This window comes from Mesorhizobium sp. Root157 (genome assembly GCF_001427385.1).
GTDB lineage: Bacteria > Pseudomonadota > Alphaproteobacteria > Rhizobiales > Rhizobiaceae > Mesorhizobium.
Map to the genome: position 1 here is coordinate 63152 of NZ_LMGJ01000035.1, position 16150 is coordinate 79301.

General features: G+C 61.0%; 15 protein-coding genes. 7 read left to right on the forward strand and 8 right to left on the reverse strand.

The annotated features are described in order from the left end of the window. The first annotated feature begins 47 nt into the window (after positions 1-47). Positions 48-1331, forward strand: coding sequence for a cystathionine gamma-synthase family protein (locus tag ASD64_RS17025; protein WP_056107319.1), 1284 nt, complete (start codon positions 48-50; stop codon positions 1329-1331). A gap of 9 nt (positions 1332-1340) precedes the next feature. On the opposite strand, the gene ASD64_RS17030 is transcribed toward ASD64_RS17025, so the two are convergent. From ASD64_RS17030 to ASD64_RS17045, 4 genes are all read right to left on the reverse strand, one after another. Continuing rightward, the gene (locus ASD64_RS17030; RefSeq protein WP_056107322.1) at positions 1341-2990 is read right to left on the reverse strand and encodes a thiamine pyrophosphate-binding protein; all 1650 of its coding nucleotides are present in this window, start codon (positions 2988-2990) and stop codon (positions 1341-1343) included. After that, entirely contained in the window at positions 2987-4159 is a 1173-nt protein-coding gene (locus tag ASD64_RS17035; RefSeq protein WP_056107325.1) for a CaiB/BaiF CoA transferase family protein, read from the reverse strand. The genes ASD64_RS17030 and ASD64_RS17035 overlap by 4 nt, the downstream gene beginning before the upstream one ends. Positions 4160-4254: 95 nt before the next feature. Next, positions 4255-5184 (reverse strand): alpha/beta fold hydrolase, encoded by a 930-nt coding sequence (locus tag ASD64_RS17040; protein ID WP_056107328.1) that lies wholly within the window; start codon positions 5182-5184, stop codon positions 4255-4257. A 74-nt stretch (positions 5185-5258) separates the two neighbouring features. Beyond that, the gene (locus tag ASD64_RS17045; RefSeq protein ID WP_082550037.1) at positions 5259-6542 is read right to left on the reverse strand and encodes a sensor domain-containing diguanylate cyclase; all 1284 of its coding nucleotides are present in this window, start codon (positions 6540-6542) and stop codon (positions 5259-5261) included. A gap of 292 nt (positions 6543-6834) precedes the next feature. On the opposite strand from ASD64_RS17045, the gene ettA reads away from it, so the two are divergent. Both ettA and tam read left to right on the forward strand, forming a co-directional pair. Beyond that, positions 6835-8484 (forward strand): energy-dependent translational throttle protein EttA, encoded by a 1650-nt coding sequence (ettA, locus tag ASD64_RS17050; protein ID WP_056107331.1) that lies wholly within the window; start codon positions 6835-6837, stop codon positions 8482-8484. Positions 8485-8501: 17 nt separating this feature from the next. Then, positions 8502-9272 carry a trans-aconitate 2-methyltransferase gene (gene tam, locus ASD64_RS17055; protein WP_056107334.1) on the forward strand — a complete coding sequence of 257 codons (771 nt, stop codon included), beginning with the start codon at positions 8502-8504 and terminating at the stop codon, positions 9270-9272. A gap of 7 nt (positions 9273-9279) precedes the next feature. Here the strand turns inward: tam and ASD64_RS17060 are convergent, their stop codons facing one another. Together ASD64_RS17060 and tsaA are read right to left on the reverse strand one after the other, a co-directional pair. Further along, on the reverse strand, positions 9280-9594 hold the full coding sequence (locus tag ASD64_RS17060; protein WP_056107337.1) for a DUF2293 domain-containing protein: 315 nt from the start codon (positions 9592-9594) through the stop codon (positions 9280-9282). Beyond that, positions 9591-10097, reverse strand: a complete 507-nt coding sequence (gene tsaA, locus ASD64_RS17065; RefSeq protein ID WP_056107627.1) for a tRNA (N6-threonylcarbamoyladenosine(37)-N6)-methyltransferase TrmO — start codon at positions 10095-10097, stop codon at positions 9591-9593. Before tsaA ends, ASD64_RS17060 begins: the two co-directional genes overlap by 4 nt. 161 nt (positions 10098-10258) lie before the next feature. Here tsaA and ASD64_RS17070 point away from each other — a divergent pair, with 161 nt between their 5' ends. The 3 genes from ASD64_RS17070 to ASD64_RS21125 all read left to right on the forward strand — a co-directional run bounded on the left by ASD64_RS17070 (position 10259) and on the right by ASD64_RS21125 (position 12533). Then, a complete protein-coding gene (locus tag ASD64_RS17070; RefSeq protein ID WP_056107340.1) occupies positions 10259-11272 on the forward strand; it encodes an ArsR/SmtB family transcription factor in 1014 nt (337 codons plus the stop codon). Continuing rightward, positions 11272-12195 (forward strand): methylenetetrahydrofolate reductase [NAD(P)H], encoded by a 924-nt coding sequence (gene metF, locus ASD64_RS17075; RefSeq protein WP_056107343.1) that lies wholly within the window; start codon positions 11272-11274, stop codon positions 12193-12195. Before ASD64_RS17070 ends, metF begins: the two co-directional genes overlap by 1 nt. Positions 12196-12302: 107 nt before the next feature. Further along, positions 12303-12533 (forward strand): hypothetical protein, encoded by a 231-nt coding sequence (locus tag ASD64_RS21125; RefSeq protein WP_156460199.1) that lies wholly within the window; start codon positions 12303-12305, stop codon positions 12531-12533. A 21-nt stretch (positions 12534-12554) separates the two neighbouring features. Here the strand turns inward: ASD64_RS21125 and ASD64_RS17080 are convergent, their stop codons facing one another. Beyond that, positions 12555-13472, reverse strand: coding sequence for a DMT family transporter (locus ASD64_RS17080; protein WP_056107629.1), 918 nt, complete (start codon positions 13470-13472; stop codon positions 12555-12557). Between the two features lie 211 nt (positions 13473-13683). On the opposite strand from ASD64_RS17080, the gene ASD64_RS17085 reads away from it, so the two are divergent. Beyond that, the gene (locus ASD64_RS17085) at positions 13684-14904 is read left to right on the forward strand and encodes an alanine racemase (protein WP_056107344.1); all 1221 of its coding nucleotides are present in this window, start codon (positions 13684-13686) and stop codon (positions 14902-14904) included. A 2-nt stretch (positions 14905-14906) separates the two neighbouring features. Here ASD64_RS17085 and ASD64_RS17090 read toward each other — a convergent pair whose 3' ends face one another. Next, positions 14907-16082, reverse strand: a complete 1176-nt coding sequence (locus ASD64_RS17090) for a lytic murein transglycosylase (RefSeq protein WP_056107347.1) — start codon at positions 16080-16082, stop codon at positions 14907-14909. Positions 16083-16150: the final 68 nt, after the last annotated feature.

Consider the following 16150-nt stretch of genomic DNA (forward strand, 5'->3'; position numbering starts at 1 on the left):
TGTCGTGATCGACTAGATTGCGCCTGTAATCCCACATTGAGGACATCATGACCGCGCCAAAACCCTCCAAGACCCATATCGGCAACCACAAGCTCCATCCCGAGACGTTGATGTTGGGCTATGGCTTCGATCCGCTGCTTTCGGAAGGCGCGGTCAAGCCGCCTGTCTTTTTGACATCGACCTTCGTGTTCAAGTCTGCCGAGGAGGGACGCGATTTCTTCGACTACACTTCCGGCCGTAAGGAGCCACCGAAGGGCACCGCGGCAGGTCTTGTCTATTCGCGCTTCAACCACCCAAACAGCGAGATCGTCGAAGATCGCCTGGCGGTGTACGAGGAAACGGAAGCCTGTATTCTGTTTTCTTCCGGCATGTCGGCAATCGCGACAGCGATATTGGCATATGCGCGACCGGGGGATGTCGTGCTGCACTCGCAGCCGCTTTATGGCGGCACCGAGACTTTGTTGTCTCGGACGCTGGCCGGCTTCGGCATTGGCGCCGTCGGCTTCTCGGATGGTGTCGACGGCAATTCGGTCCGCAAGGCGGCGAAGGAAGCTGCAGCCAAGGGCAAGGTCTCGATCATACTGGTGGAAACGCCGTCCAATCCGATCAACAGTGTCATTGACCTCGCCTTGATGAAGGCCGTCGCCGATGAACTTGGCAAGACGCAAGGGCATCGGCCCGTGGTGATGTGCGACAACACGCTGCTGGGTCCTGTCTTCCAGCGCCCGATCGAATTCGGGGCCGACATCTCGCTCTATTCGTTGACCAAATATGTCGGCGGCCACTCCGATCTCATCGCCGGCGCGGTCATGGGCTCGAAGGCCGTGACCAAGCCGATCAAGGCGTTGCGCGGCGCAATAGGTACGCAACTCGATCCTCATTCCTGCTGGATGCTGGGGCGCTCGCTGGAGACACTTTCGATCCGCATGGAAAAGGCCAATGCCAATGGACGTGTCGCTGCTGAATTCCTGCGCGACCATGCCAAGGTCGCCAAGGTCCATTATCTGCCATTCCTTGACGAGAATTCGCCGGAGGGGAAGGTTTTCGGGGCGCAGTGCAGTGGTGCAGGCTCGACCTTTTCGTTCGATATACGCGGCGGCGAGAAAGCGGCGTTCGCCTTCCTCAATTCGCTTCAGGTATTCAAGCTGGCGGTGAGCCTTGGCGGTACGGAGTCGCTCGCCAGCCACCCGGCGGCGATGACCCATTCGGGCGTGCCGATCGAGGTGCGCCAACGTATCGGCGTTTTGGATACCACCATCCGCCTGTCGATCGGCGTCGAACATCCGGACGATCTTGTCGCCGACCTGGCACAGGCGCTGTCCGCCGCCTGAGCATAGGTTTCAGCGCTTGTCGCGGATGTCCGATAGCGTCCGCGACGGCGTGATCGCCTCGGGATCGAGCTTGATCTCGATCAGCGCCGGTCTGCCGCTGGCGCGGGCGCGTTCGAACGCGGGCGCGAAGTCCGCCGTTTTCTCAACCGTTTCACCGTGTCCGCCGTAAGCGCGGGCAAGGGCGGCGAAATCGGGGTTTACGAGCCCGGTGCCGGAAACGCGGCCCGGATATTCGCGTTCCTGGTGCATGCGGATGGTACCGAAAATGCTGTTGTTGACGACAATGACGATGATCGGAAGGTTATACTGAACGGCAGTCGCGAATTCCTGGCCGTTCATCATGAAACAGCCATCACCGGCAAAAGCGACCACAGTGCGCTCAGGATAGAGCGCCTTGGCCGCGACGGCGGCCGGCGTGCCGTAGCCCATCGAACCGGATGCCGGGGCAGCTTGCGTTGCATAGTGGCGGAACTTGTAGAAGCGGTGGACCCACGTGGCGTAGTTGCCGGCGCCGTTTGTCAGGATGGCGTCGTCAGGCAATACCTTATTCAGGTAATTGATGATCGGTCCCATCCATACCTGACCTGGGCCGGTCTCGGGTGGCGTCGACCATTTCAGGTAGCTGGCATGCAGTTGCTTTGTGTCCTCGGCCCATGCCGGCGCGCCCTTCGGCTGGCGATCCGCGAAAGCTTCGATGAAGGCGGCCGGAGAGGCGTTGACGGCCAATGTCGGCCGATAGACGCGGCCGAGTTCACCGGCGTCCGGATGGACATGGACAAGCTGCTGGTCAGGATAGGGGCTCTTGAGCAGCGTGTAGTCGGATGACGGCATTTCGCCGAAGCGGTCGCCGATGAGGAGGACGAGGTCGGAGCCCTTGATGTAGTCGGCAAGCTTGGGGTTGATGCCGATGCCGACATCGCCGGCATAGTTCGGGTCGAGGTGGTCGAACAGCATCTGGCGGCGGAACTCGACGCCGACCGGCAGCGACCATCTATGCGCGATTGTCTTCATGCGCGCTGTTGCCTGTTCGCCCCAGCGCGTGCCGCCCAGAATGGCGATCGGGCGCTTTGCCTTGGCGAGCAGCGCCTCCAGCCTGTCAAGCTCTGCGTTGCCCGGCCGGGTTTCGACGGGCGTGTACGGCAAAGCTTCAGGCGCATCGGTAAGGCTGGTCAGCATGTCTTCGGGCAAGGCGATGACCACCGGACCGGGGCGGCCTGACGTGGCGACGGAAAAGGCGCGCGTCAGAATTTCCGGTATGCGGGCGGCATCGTCGATCTCGGTCGCCCATTTGGCAATCGGGCCGTAGAAGGCGCGGTAATCGATCTCTTGAAACGCTTCGCGTTCGCGTGCCTTTTGGGCAATCTGGCCAATGAACAGGATCATAGGAATAGAATCCTGCCTGGCGATATGGATGCCAGGCGAGGCGTTGGTTGCGCCGGGGCCACGGGTCACAAAGCAGATGCCGGGCCGGCCGGTGAGGCGGCCGTGGCAATCGGCCATCATTGCAGCCCCACCTTCCTGACGGCAGACCACGGTTTCGATCTTCGAATCGTGAAGCGCGTCCAGCACGGCCAGATAGGATTCGCCGGGCACACAGAAAACGCGCTCGACGCCGTTGGCTTCAAGCGCATCGACAATCAATTGTCCGCCGGTTTTCATGACTTTTTCTGCTCCAGTTCGGCCAGGATTTCGTCGGTGTGCTCGCCGAGCCGAGGCGAGGGACGATCGTAGGCAAGCGGGGTTTGCGACAACACGATGGGCGAGCGGACGGAAGGCAAGGTGTTGCCGTGGCCGTCATCGAGGTCGAGGCGCATGCCGCGCGCGACGATCTGTGGATCGGCGAAGGTCTGGCCGATGTCGTTGATGGGGCTTGCCGGCACATGCGCTTTCTCCAGCGCCGCAAGCACGTCCTCGCGGGCGAGGGAGGCGAGACTTGCGACCATATTCTCACGTAGCGCCACGCGGTTGGCGACGCGCGCCGAATTGGTGGCGAAAGCGGGGTCGTCGGCCATGTCCTCGCGACCGATGACGGTACAGAATTTGCGGAACTGGTTGTCGTTGCCGGTCGCCAGGATGAAATGCCCGTCCTTGACCGGAAGCACTTCGTAAGGCGCGATGTTCGGATGGGCATTGCCCATGCGTGTCGGAGGCGTGCCCGAGACAAGGTAGTTCAGGTTCTGGTTGGCCAGCACCGAGACCTGAGCGTCGAACAAGGCCATGTCGATATGCTGGCCTTCTCCGGTACTTTCGGCGTGGCGCAAGGCAGCCTGTATGGCGATGACGGAGTACAGGCCGGTGAAGATGTCGGTGACGGCAACGCCCACTTTCTGCGGCTCGCCATCGGCGGCGCCGGTGATCGACATCAGGCCCGACATGCCCTGCACGATGAAGTCGTAGCCGGCGCGCGGCGCATAGGGACCGTTTTGGCCGAAGCCCGTGATCGAACAGTAGATGAGGCGCGGATTGACGGCCTTCAGGCTGTCATAGTCCAGCCCGTATTTCTTCAAGCCGCCGAGTTTGAAGTTTTCGATGAGGACATCGGCGTCGGCTGCAAGCTTGCGGATCGTCTCGGCACCTTCAGGCGTTGAGAAATCGACCACCATCGAGCGCTTGCCGCGATTGCAGGAATGGTAATAAGCGGCGGACAGGTTTTCGCCGTCATGGCCGGTGACGAAAGGCGGTCCCCAGTTGCGGGTGTCGTCGCCGTCAGGGCTTTCAACCTTGATGACGTCGGCGCCGAGATCGGCAAGCAACTGCCCGGCCCACGGGCCGGCGAGAATACGGGCGAGCTCGACTACGCGGACGCCTTTCAGGGGAGCTTCGGTCATCAATCCCTACGCCATCAACCGGACTGGGTGGTGTCGCTCTAGCAATCCGCCGCTTCTATGTCACGGACCTTGCGCTGGGCCAGGATTTGCATCGGCTAATTCAGCACTTTGTCCAGCCACATCGCGAAGTCGGCCATGACGGTGTCGCGGTTCACCTCGTTCAAGCTTTCGTGGCGGGTTTCGGGATAAACCGTTGAAACGAGATTCGAAAAGCCAAGCCGCCGCATGCGCCTTGCAAGGTGTTCGACCGCCTTGCCGCCGTTTGTCGCCGGGTCTTTCGCGCCGCCGACAAGATGGAAAGGCAAGGCTTTGCGTACCTCAGAAAAACTGGCGTCGTCCGCGCCGTTGAAGATTAACCCGAACAGGTCGCGCCACAACGAAACCGACGCGTCCCAGCCGCAGAGCGGATCGGCGACGTATCTGTCCACTTCGACGGGGTCGCGCGACAGCCAATCGAAAGGCGTGCGGTGACCGGGCATTACCTTGCTCCAGGCCTGGAAAGTCAGTTTCGGCAGGATGCGTGAGGGCACGTCCGAGCCGAGCCGGAACCGCTCCCAGGCCAGGATCGCCAAGGCGAGCCGGCCGGATACGCCAGCAGTGAAGTTGGCATTCCAGACGGCCGCGGCATGGACGCGCCCAGAATGCCGCAGCACGAAATTCAGGGCGATGAGGCCGCCCATCGAGTGGCCGAAGACAATGACCGGGACACCGGCATGATTTTTGGCGATGAGTTCGTGAACCACCGCCACGTCGGCCAGTACTTTGGCGCCGCCGTCGCGTTCGCCGAAGCGCCCTTGCGGGGCGTCGGGAGCGCGGGTGAAGCCATGGCCGCGATGGTCGTGGGCATAGACGTGGTAGCCCCGCCGGCTCAGGAAATCGGCAAAGCGGGCGTAGCGGGCAGCATGCTCGGCAAGGCCGTGATTGATCTGGACGACAGCGCGCAGCTTTCCCTCTGCTCGCCTGACGTAGAGGTTGAGTGCCGCGCCGGTTGGCGAGGCCAAGGTGCTTTGATCATCGAACGGCATTGTACCCTCTCTGTGCGAAGAGTAGGTCGGCTACTGCCGCCGTCAAGCCGGGGCTGCCCGATCGAATGCCGAGATCAGTGAGCCTGACCGGCCGAAAGCTGCGCTTGATCCGGCTCGGCCAGGGACGGCTCGCCGACCACCCGGTCACGCCCGCTCGCCTTGGCCGTATAGAGGCGCTGGTCCGCAAGAGCGAAGAGTTCAGCAAGACTGGCAGTCGAGCCGGATACTGTGGCGATGCCGGCGCTGATCGTCACCGCGCAAACGTCCGCCGTTCCCGAGGCCTTGACGGCGAGGCGGATGTTTTCGCCGAGCAGGCGAGCCACGGGATGGGGACGTCGGCACAGAATGGCGAACTCTTCGCCGCCGGTGCGATAGACGTGATCGTCGGGACCGGCGATTTCGTGCAACCGGGTTGCAATCGACCTCAGAGCGCGGTCGCCTTCGGCGTGCCCGAAACGGTCGTTGATCGACTTGAAATGGTCGACATCGATCACGATCAGGCTGAGCGGTTTCCCGGAAGCCAGGCTCGCGGCGATTTCCTGTTCGCCGTCAGTCTCGAACCGGCCACGATGCCACAGGCCGGTGAGACCGTCGCGCCCGACATGCTGGACCAGGGCCTCATAGCGTTCGCGATAGGTCAGCGTTTCAAAAATGTCGCCGAGGCCTCGGGGCGCTGGAATCGGGTGGATTCCTGCCCAACGGATATAGGCGACGAGCATCATGCTGTAGGTGAAGGCAGCCGCCATCTTGGCATACCAGCCGCCGAAGAAGACCTCGGCCGGCGCGCCGGTGATGAAATGCAGGGCGGTGAAGAAGCCGACCTGGTCAAAAGTCAGGACACAGGCCGTGGAGATCAATATGCGGGCAAATAGCGCCTTGCGCAGATATTTGCCCAACCGCTCATAGAGCAGGATGATCAGGATGGCATCGACGAAGAGCAGGGCGGTGCCCCAAACCATCAGCCAGCCCATCTGGTCGATGAAGGCGATGTCCGGTTGCAGCCCGCTTGGCAGCGGTGCGATATCGTGTTGCCGCAAGAGCAGGACCAGCCCGATCATCAGCGCATTGCCAAACAGGAGGCCGTAGATCGGCTGCCGGACGGTTGCCGCGTCTTCCTTCATGTACACCAGAAGCAGCATCACCAGCTTGCCGGAGAACAGCACCGAAGAACCGGGCGAGACGATGCCGAACGGCAAGGCGACGTAGAAGGTGCTGGCAAGGTAGGTTTCAAGGAAGTGCATGGCACCGAGTGCGCAGACAAACACACCGATGCCAATTCGCCGGCGAAGTCGGAACAGCGTGACCATCACGCCGAAATAGGCGACCGCTTCAAGAAGGAGCAGCAGGCTGTTGTACAATACGATCGACTCCCCACCGCGGAAATCGCCAGATGCCGGTATTTCCTTCTCCAATCTTTTGCCGGGGAAGGGTTAATTGCCCCTTTCTTTTATGAGTTTTCGTACCTCAAAGCGCATCGGGCGGCTGTGTTGGCGGGCTCTTCTTCGTTACATGGCCAACTCCGGCAGCGGGAAGCCAGGTGTTGGCGTCAAGTCGGTGCCGAAAGCGATTGCCGTTTCGTGCCCCATCGCCTACATAGCGGCCAACCTCCGTCCAGTGTGACACTTCAGTCAATTTGCAGGGAAAGCGCGCGTGGCACGCCAGTTCATCTATCATATGGCCGGCCTCAACAAGGCCTACGGCACCAAGAAGGTGCTCGAAAACATCCATCTCTCCTTCTATCCGGACGCCAAGATCGGTATTCTCGGTCCTAACGGCGCCGGCAAGTCGACCATCCTCAAGATCATGGCGGGTCTCGACAAGGAATGGAGCGGCGAAGCATGGCTCGCCGAAGGTGCGACCGTCGGTTATCTGGCGCAGGAGCCCGATCTCGATCCTGCCAAGACGGTGTTCGAGAACATCATGGACGGCGTTGCCGCCAAGACCGCCATCATCGAGCGCTACAACGAATTGATGATGAACTATTCCGACGAGACGGCCGACGAATCGGCCAAGCTCCAGGACGAGATGGACCGGCTCAATCTGTGGGATATCGAACAGCAGGTCGAGATGGCGATGGAAGCGCTTGGTTGCCCGCCCAAGGACGCCAGCGTGATCAAGCTTTCAGGTGGCGAGCGCCGCCGCGTGGCGCTGTGCCAATTGCTGCTGCGCGAGCCTGACCTCTTGCTGCTCGACGAACCGACTAACCATCTGGATGCCGAAACCACCGCCTGGCTGGAAAAGCACCTGCGCGCCTATAAGGGCGCGGTGATGATCATCACCCACGATCGCTACTTCCTCGACAATGTCACCGGCTGGATTCTCGAGTTGGATCGCGGCCGCGGCATTCCCTACGAGGGCAACTACACCAAATATCTCGAAGCCAAGGCCAAGCGCCTCAAGCAGGAAGGCCGCGAGGACGACGCCCGCCAGCGCGCCATTGGCCGCGAGCGCGAGTGGATCCAGTCGAGCCCGAAGGCGCGACAGACCAAGTCCAAGGCGCGTATCCAGGCGTTCCAGGACCTTTTGGATGCAGCCGACAAGCGGCGTCCAAGCGACACGCAGATCGTCATTCCGCATGGCGAGCGGCTCGGCAACGTGGTGATCGAGGTAGAGGGCCTGTCGAAGGGCTTCGGCGACGATTTGCTGATCGAGAATCTGACCTTCAAGCTGCCGCCCGGCGGCATTGTCGGCATCATCGGCCCCAACGGCGCCGGTAAGACGACGCTGTTCCGCATGATCACCGGCCAGGAAAAGCCGGATAGCGGTTCCATCCGGGTCGGCGAGACGGTCAAGCTCGGCTATGTCGACCAGAGCCGCGATACTCTCGACCCGGCCAAGACCGTCTGGGAGGAAATTTCCGGCGGAGCGGAAGTCGTGAAACTCGGCAAGTTCGAGGCCAACACGCGCGCCTATTGCGCGTCCTTCAATTTCCGCGGCGGCGACCAACAGCAAAAAGTCGGCAATCTTTCCGGCGGCCAGCGCAACCGCGTTCACCTGGCTAAGATGCTGAAGACCGGCGGCAACGTTCTGCTACTCGACGAACCGACCAACGATCTCGACACCGAAACGCTGGCGGCGCTGGAAGACGCGCTGGAGAATTTCGGCGGCTGCGCGGTCATCATCTCGCACGATCGCATGTTCCTCGACCGTCTCGCGACGCATATCCTCGCTTTCGAAGGTGACAGCCACGTGGAATGGTTCGAAGGCAACTTCGAGGATTACGAACAAGACAAGATCAGGCGTCTCGGCGCGGAGGCCACCAACCCGCACCGCATGACCTACAAGCGCCTTACCCGCTGATCTGCAAGGAAACTGCCATGAACGACTGGTCCGCTGCTCAATACCTGAAATTCGAGGATGAGCGGACCAGACCTTCGTGGGACCTTGTTGCGCAGGTTCCTGTGGCCAACCCGCGCCTTGTAGTCGATATCGGTTGTGGGCCGGGCAATTCGACCGAGCTTCTGGTCGAGCGCTGGCCGGACGCGACAGTAAGCGGTTTCGACACGTCTCCGGATATGATCGAGAAGGCGCGCAAGCGCCTGCCAAACGTGAAATTCGAACTGGTGGATGCGGCAGACTGGCAGCCGGACGGCCCCGTCGACGTAATCTTTGCCAATGCCGTGTTCCAGTGGCTGCCGGAGCATCCGGCGGTGTTCCAGCGCCTCATGGGCCTGCTTGCGCCGGGTGGAGCCTTGGCCGTGCAGATGCCGGACAATCTGGATGAGGCGTCGCATCGGTCCATGCGGGAGGCGGCGGCCGAAATGCCGTTCGCTGCCAAAATGGCGGATGCTGCGCGCGAGCCGCTGCCGCCGGTGTCATTCTATTACGACCTGTTGACGCCGCTAGCCGACCGGGTCGACATCTGGCACACCTACTACAATCATCCGCTGGCAAACGCCGAAGCGATCGTTGAATGGCTGAAATCCACCGGCTTGAAACCGTTCATCGATCCGCTGGATGAGAGCGAGAAGCGGGCGTTCCTCGCGCGTTATCTGGAAAAGATCAGGCAAGCCTATCCGCCGACCGGTAACGGCAAGGTCTTGTTGCGCTTCCCGCGCCTGTTCATCGTCGCCAGGCGAGGCACGTAGCGCCGACCTATGCATCCTCGTCATCCGGGTCTAGCAAACGGGTGGCGCGCCATTTGGTCAGCCAGGCATTGATCTCGTCAACGATGAAGAAGCGCGCGGCGTCGCGGTCATAGCCTTCAGCGAGCAGTTTTTCGTAATCCGTATGGGCGTGGCGGACATGGGCAACCGTGGCAAGCCACACCGCGATCGTCGGCGGTAGCGTCTTCATGTGCGGTGCGCCCGCATCTGCCCGGATTTTTTCCATGTCGGCATAGGGCGCCAAAGGAAGAAGCGCGGTCAGTGCCTTGGCGATTGCACGGCGGCGACCGGTTGGCGTTTTCACTTGTGGTTCCTGTCCGGCGTCGTTGCGTCAGCGATGGAATCGATCGACGGCAAATACGGCTTGATGTCGATCACAGGTGTTCCGTCGAGCACGTCGATGGCTTCGAGCTCGATCTTTCCGGTGCTTATGTCGATGGCGAGCGGCTTCACCGTATGCAAGCCGACCGGATTCGGGCGAACTGGCGAGCGCAGCGCGAAAACGCCTTTCGCCTCAGGCGCATGGCGCGGTTTCTGGACAATCAGATTCCGCGGCGCGTAGTGTAGCCAGGTCAGGATATGGGCGTGGCTATAGCCTTCGAGGCCGAGCAGGCCATCGCGATAGGGGGTGTCCACGAGCAAGGATGCGCGTTGCCCGGTTTCGACGGCGGCGCGCATGTTCTTGGGACAATCCTCGCGCCTGATCCACGGCGACAGGACGCGCCCGATGAAAACGATATGAGCGTCTCCGGCCATGGTGGCGGGATCCACCGCCATCGCCTTTTCGCTGTCGCGCCATTCAAACATGGCAACCTCTTGCCGGGGCAACTGGAGGGTGGCGATCATCGAGGCAGGTGCACGGTCGGCCATCCCGCCGCGATGCTTTCTGGCTTGGCCGAGACATTTGCCATTGCGTCAGATCGCCAGGTGACATAAACATATCTTTATATCTTTTCGAAAGAACACACATGCACGTCGCGCTTGATACGATGGTAGATACCTTGAAGGCGGCTGCAGAATCCAGCCGGCTTCGCATTCTGGCGCTGCTGTCGCGCGGCGACCTTACGGTTTCGGACCTTACCGAGATTCTCAATCAGTCGCAGCCGCGCGTCTCGCGCCATTTGAAGCTGCTTCTGGATGCTGGATTGATCGGGCGATACCAGGAAGGCTCGTGGGCCTTCTTCCGTCTGTCGGATTTCGATGCCTCGCGCGAATTCGTGCTCGGCCTGATTGGCGGTATCAGCAAGGCCGATCCCCAGGTTGAACGCGACCTTGAGCGTCTGGCTGCCGTCAAGCGCAAGAGGCAAGAGCGGGCGGCGGAGTATTTTTCCGAGAATGCCGCGAGTTGGGACGAGATTCGTTCGCTGCATGTGCCGGATCGCGCCGTGGAAAATGCGCTTTTGGCCCTGGTCGGCAAGCGCCCATTCCAGTCTATGCTCGATCTCGGCACCGGCACTGGCCGGCTTCTGGAGATTTTTGCCCCCCTCTATCGGCGCGGCGTCGGCATCGACATGTCGCGCGAGATGCTGACGGTGGCGCGCGCCAATCTCGATAAGGCCGGGGTTACCAATGCGCAGGTTCGGCAAGGCGACATCTTTGCCCCTCCGGTCGAGCGCGATGCCTTCGATCTGGTGAGCATCCACCAGGTGCTGCATTACCTGGACGATCCGGGCAGGGCGATTGGCGAGGCAGCGCGGCTTTTGCGGCCTTCGGGTCGGCTGGTCATTGTCGATTTCGCCTCGCACACACTGGAGTTCCTGCGCGAGGAACACGCCCATCAGCGCCTCGGCTTTTCCGACAAGCAGATTGCCGAGTGGCTGAACGACGCTGGCCTTGATGTGGAGAACAGCCAGGATTTCGCGCCAAGCGGCAAGGGCGAGGCAAAATTGACGGTCAAGCTCTGGCTTGGCCGCGACAGGCGCATCCTGATCGCCGACCCATCCGACGACACGCAATCCACCAGAATCGGGGAAATCGCCTGATGAGCCAGTTCCGTTTTTCACGCCGGCCCGACATTGGCGACAAGATTCGGGTTTCCTTCGAGTTCTTCCCGCCGAAGACCGATGAGATGGAGAAGCGCTTGTGGGAGACTGTGACGCGGCTGGAGCCGCTGAGGCCGCAGTTCGTCTCCGTGACCTATGGCGCGGGCGGCTCGACCCGCGAAAGGACGGCGCGCACCGTGGCGCGCATTCTCGGCGAGACGGGTTTGCATCCGGCGGCCCATCTGACCTGTATCGATGCAGGCCGGGAAGAGGTCGACGAGGTCATCAAACAGTTTGTGGACCTTGGCATTACGCGCTTCGTCGCCCTGCGCGGCGATCCGGCCGCTGGCGTCGGCACCCGCTACCAGCCGCATCCGGAAGGCTATGCCAACGGCGCGGATATGGTTTCGGCACTGCGCCGTCATGGCGACTTCGATATTTCGGTTTCCGCCTACCCGGAGAAGCATCCAGAGAGCCCGGACTTCGCCACCGACATCGAAATGCTGAAGCGAAAGGTCGATAACGGGGCCACTCGCGCCATCACCCAGTTCTTCTTCGATAACGATGTCTATGAACGTTATGTCGAAAGGGTGCGGCGTGCGGGCATCTATATTCCCATCGTGCCGGGCATTCTGCCGGTACACAATATCTCGCAGGTGGCGAACTTCTCCGAGCGTGCGGGCGCCCATGTGCCTGCGTGGTTGCGCGAGCGCTTCGAGGGGCTTGAGTCCGATCCGCAGACGCATGCACTGGTGGCATCCGCCGTTGCGGCCGAACAGGTCCTGGATCTGGTCGAGCGTGGGGTGGGCGATTTCCACTTCTACACGATGAACCGCGCCGATCTTGCCTTCGCCGTGTGTCACATGATCGGCATCCGTTCACATCGCCCGGCGATAGGCTCGGCAAATTCGGCCGCAGCGTAGGCAGTGGTTTGACGCAAAAAAGGCCGGGCATAAACCCGGCCTTTTCGTCTTTTTTGCTTTTGTTAGGTGCTAGCCTACTCCGCTCCAGCGGTTATGGAAGAACGCCCATGATCAGGGCGCCGATAAAAGCAAATGCAGCGCAGATCATTAGTGCGTTGATTGGCCTCGTCAGTCCCATGGATAGCCTCCTCTTGAAAAGCTATGGCCGGAATCTAGAAGCATTTCAGCCACAGGCAAGTGGAAAATGTGCTGCATTGCGACGCAATTGTGGAATTTTCGACCAGTTTTGGACGTTAGGCTTTGAAATTCCTTGGCAAACCGCACGTGCCGGACTGTGAATAAATTGTGGCGCGATCGTGTCATTTTTTGTGAAGCAGGCGGCCATCAATGGTCACGAGGCCAAGCGCGATGACAACCATGCCGGCGATCTCGAACAATTCCAGATGTTCACCAAGGAAGGTCACGCCAAGCAGTATCGCACTCACCGGAACGATAAGCGTGACCAGCGAGGCGTTGGTCGCGCCGGCCGAGGCGATAATGTTGAAATAGAGAATATAGGCTACGGCAGTCGACAGAAGCGCCAGACCCAGTACCGCCGCCCAGACCGGCAAGCTTGCTGAGAAGAGACCGTCCGGCCCGTGGACCACCAGAACGACGGGGATCATGATGATCGTGGAAGCGGTGAGTTGCCCGGTGGCGACGACCGGCGACGGTACATCCTTGAACCGCCGCGCGACCATAAGCGCCACGGCGTAAGAGAAGGAGGCGCCGACAAGCGCGAACTTGGCCCAAACGGAACCGTCGAGGCCGGCCATCAGGCCGGGACCGATCATGATGGCGGTTCCGGCTATGCCAAGCGCGATGCCGGCGACCTTGCTCAACGACAGCCTTTCGTCGACAGTGAAGAAGTTGGCGACGATCAGCGTCCAGAACGGCGTTGTCGCATTCAGCACCGATGCCAGACCCGCACCGAGTTCGGTCTGGCCTGCGAAGATAAGGGAGAAGGGAATGACGTTGTTGGCAAGCGCCAGCAAGAAAAACAGGCTGGTGTGTTTGAATGCGAGGCGAAAGGACGGTCCGCGCACTGCTAGATAAAGCTGGAGCGCGGCTGCGGCGATCGCAACACGAAACAGCACCAGAACGATCGGGTGAACTTCAGCGACGGAAATGCGGGCGAAAAAAAACGATCCGCCCCATATCGCGCCGAGAAGCAGAAGTTGCGCCCAGTCCTTTAGCGCCATTGGTCCGCGCTGCACTGTTTCGGCTACTACTGTCATCGAACCGCCTGTGAAGGAATGCGCCGGATTGCGCGTTGTGTTGGATTCCATAGACACGTTACCGCTGGCCGCCACCCGAAACCCACGCGTTGCACAACTCGCTGGCTTGGTGAGATTTAACCCCGTCATGACATCAGAGCGAGGCAAAGAGGGGTTTTCATTCCTTGCCAGCCCGGATTAGTTTTGCGCGCTGAAACAGGGATTTTGCCTCATGCAGCGATTCGAGAATGCACGTGCCGCGGCGCTGGCGCTTCGCCCGGACGAGCCGGTCTACTGCTTCCGGCCCCAGGTTCTGAAGGCTGATGCCGTCCAGTTCATGGGCATGTTTGCAGGCAAGACCGCCTATGCCGTCAAGACCAATGGCGAGCCTATAGTGCTCAAGGCGCTTGTAGAGGCGGGCGTCACGGCCTTCGACGTTGCATCACCGGGAGAATTCGCGGCGGTACGCGAGGTTTCGGCGGATGCGGAAATGCTCTATATGCACCCCGTGAAGGCGCAGTCCGACATCAAGCTGGCGCTGGAAAAATATCGTATCCGTGTCATCGCTGTGGACCATGAGGACGAAATCACCAAGCTGACGCGGGTGGTGCGGGCGCTCGACATCGATCCGGCCGCGATCACCGTCTTCGTGCGCGTGCAGACCAAGGGTCATGCCGCCTACGAATTGTCCAAGAAATTCGGTGCGGGGCCGGCCTATGCGGTCGAGCTGGGCGAACGGCTGGCACGCACCGGTTACAAGGTCGGGCTCTGCTTCCACGTTGGCAGCCAGATCGAAGACCCGGATACTTATGAGAGGGCGCTGGCTTCCGCCGACTGGGTGCGCAACCGGCTGAGTTTCGAGCTTGCGGGCCTTGATGTCGGTGGCGGCTTTCCGGCCGAATACGGTCACGATCCGAACCGCAAGAAGATCGAGATGCCCTCGCTTGGGCAAATCATGTCGCGCCTGTCAGGAGACCTGAAGGAATATCAGTTCGATCAGATGCCACTGGTGGCGGAGCCGGGTCGGGTAATCGCTGCGCGCTGCCTTTCGCTGATCGTGCGCGTGCTTCTGCGAAAGGGCAGGCGGCTCTACATCAACGACGGCATCTGGGCATCGCTGTCGGATTCCTGGACAGGCAAGATCACGCTGCCCGCCAGGTTCATTCCCGATCCGGCGATCCGCTCGCGCAACGGTTCGGAAAAGACGATCGTTCCCTTCAAGGTGTGCGGGGCAACCTGCGATTCCGTCGACATCCTGTCACGCCCGTTCTGGCTGCCGGAAACGGTCGACACCGGTGACTGGATCGAAATCGGCCATATCGGGGCCTATTCGCTTTCGCTGCGCACGCATTTCAACGGATTTTACCCCAACACCTTTGTCGAGGTCATAACGCCGTTCGACGAGGGCGATGCACCGGAGGGATTTGCCAGCCTGGAGACGATGGCGGAATAGGGCTACAACTTCGCCAGCAACTCTTCGGTCGGCCAACCATCGACGGCAAGGCCGAGTTTCATCTGTTCCTGGCGCACCGCCTCGCGGGTGTTGGTGCCGAGAATGCCATCGACCGTACCGACATCGTAGCCTTTGGCCTCCAGCTTTGCCTGAAGCTCCCTCATGAGGTCGCCGTTCAAGCCCGGCTCCGGGGATCGCGGATCGTAGGGCGGAGCACCTGCGAGTCGCGTCGCAAGCACCGCTGCCGTCAAAGCGTAGGTGAAGGACTGGTTCCACTGCAGATAAACATCGAAATTGTCGTAGGCGAGGAAGGCAGGCCCCTTGCGGCCCATCGGCAGCGCCAGCCCAGCCCGCAGGCCGTTGTCCACCAAGGGCGTGCCGTCCGAACGAGTGACGCCCCATTCAGCCCATTGCGCTAGCGGCAACTTGTTGGTGCGGCCGGTCTGGTCCCAAGGCAATTGGTCAGGAACACGGACCTCCTCGATCCACGGCTGGTCGCGCTTCCATCCGTGTGACAGTACCTTGTTGGCGGTGGTCATGATGGCATCCGGAGCGCTGCCGCGCAGGTCAATCACGCCGTCGGCATCGCCATCGGTGCCGCGGGCCAGATAGTCGGACGGAAGGATCTGCGTCTGCCCTATTTCTCCGGCCCAAGCGCCCTTCACATCGGCCGGCAGGACACCGCGATCGATGAGGGTGAGCAAGGGAACGAGTTGAGGCCTGAACAATTGCGGCCGGCGACAGTCATGAGCAAGCGTGACCAGCGCGCTCAGCGTGTGGAAGTCCCCTTGGACCGCGCCAAAGTCAGTTTCCAGCGCCCAAAAGGCCGCAATGATAGGCGGTTGCACACCGAACTGTTGGTCGGCACGAGCAAATATGTCGGCGTATTTCTTGAGATTGGCCGCACCTTGCTTGAGGCGGTAATCGGAAATCATGCGCCCTGAAAATTGGGTGAAGGTCTGAGAAAAGACCCCTTGGGCACGGTCCCGGGCCAGAACCTTCGGGTCGATTGAAGCAGCTTCGAGTGCCTGCAGTCCCACTGATCCTACGCCTGTGGCCCTGGCTTCGGTGGCGACGTCTTGTTTCCAGGCTTCGAAGTCGCCTCCACATTGCTGAGCCATTGCCGAACCGGTCGCGGCTGACAGCAGTGCCGCGAAAACAATCGAATGCAGTCGCATGGTAACCTTCCGGGGGTGACGATGGCTTTGGTCTTAGATGCCTGTGGCGCTGCGTGCGCCGCTATTCA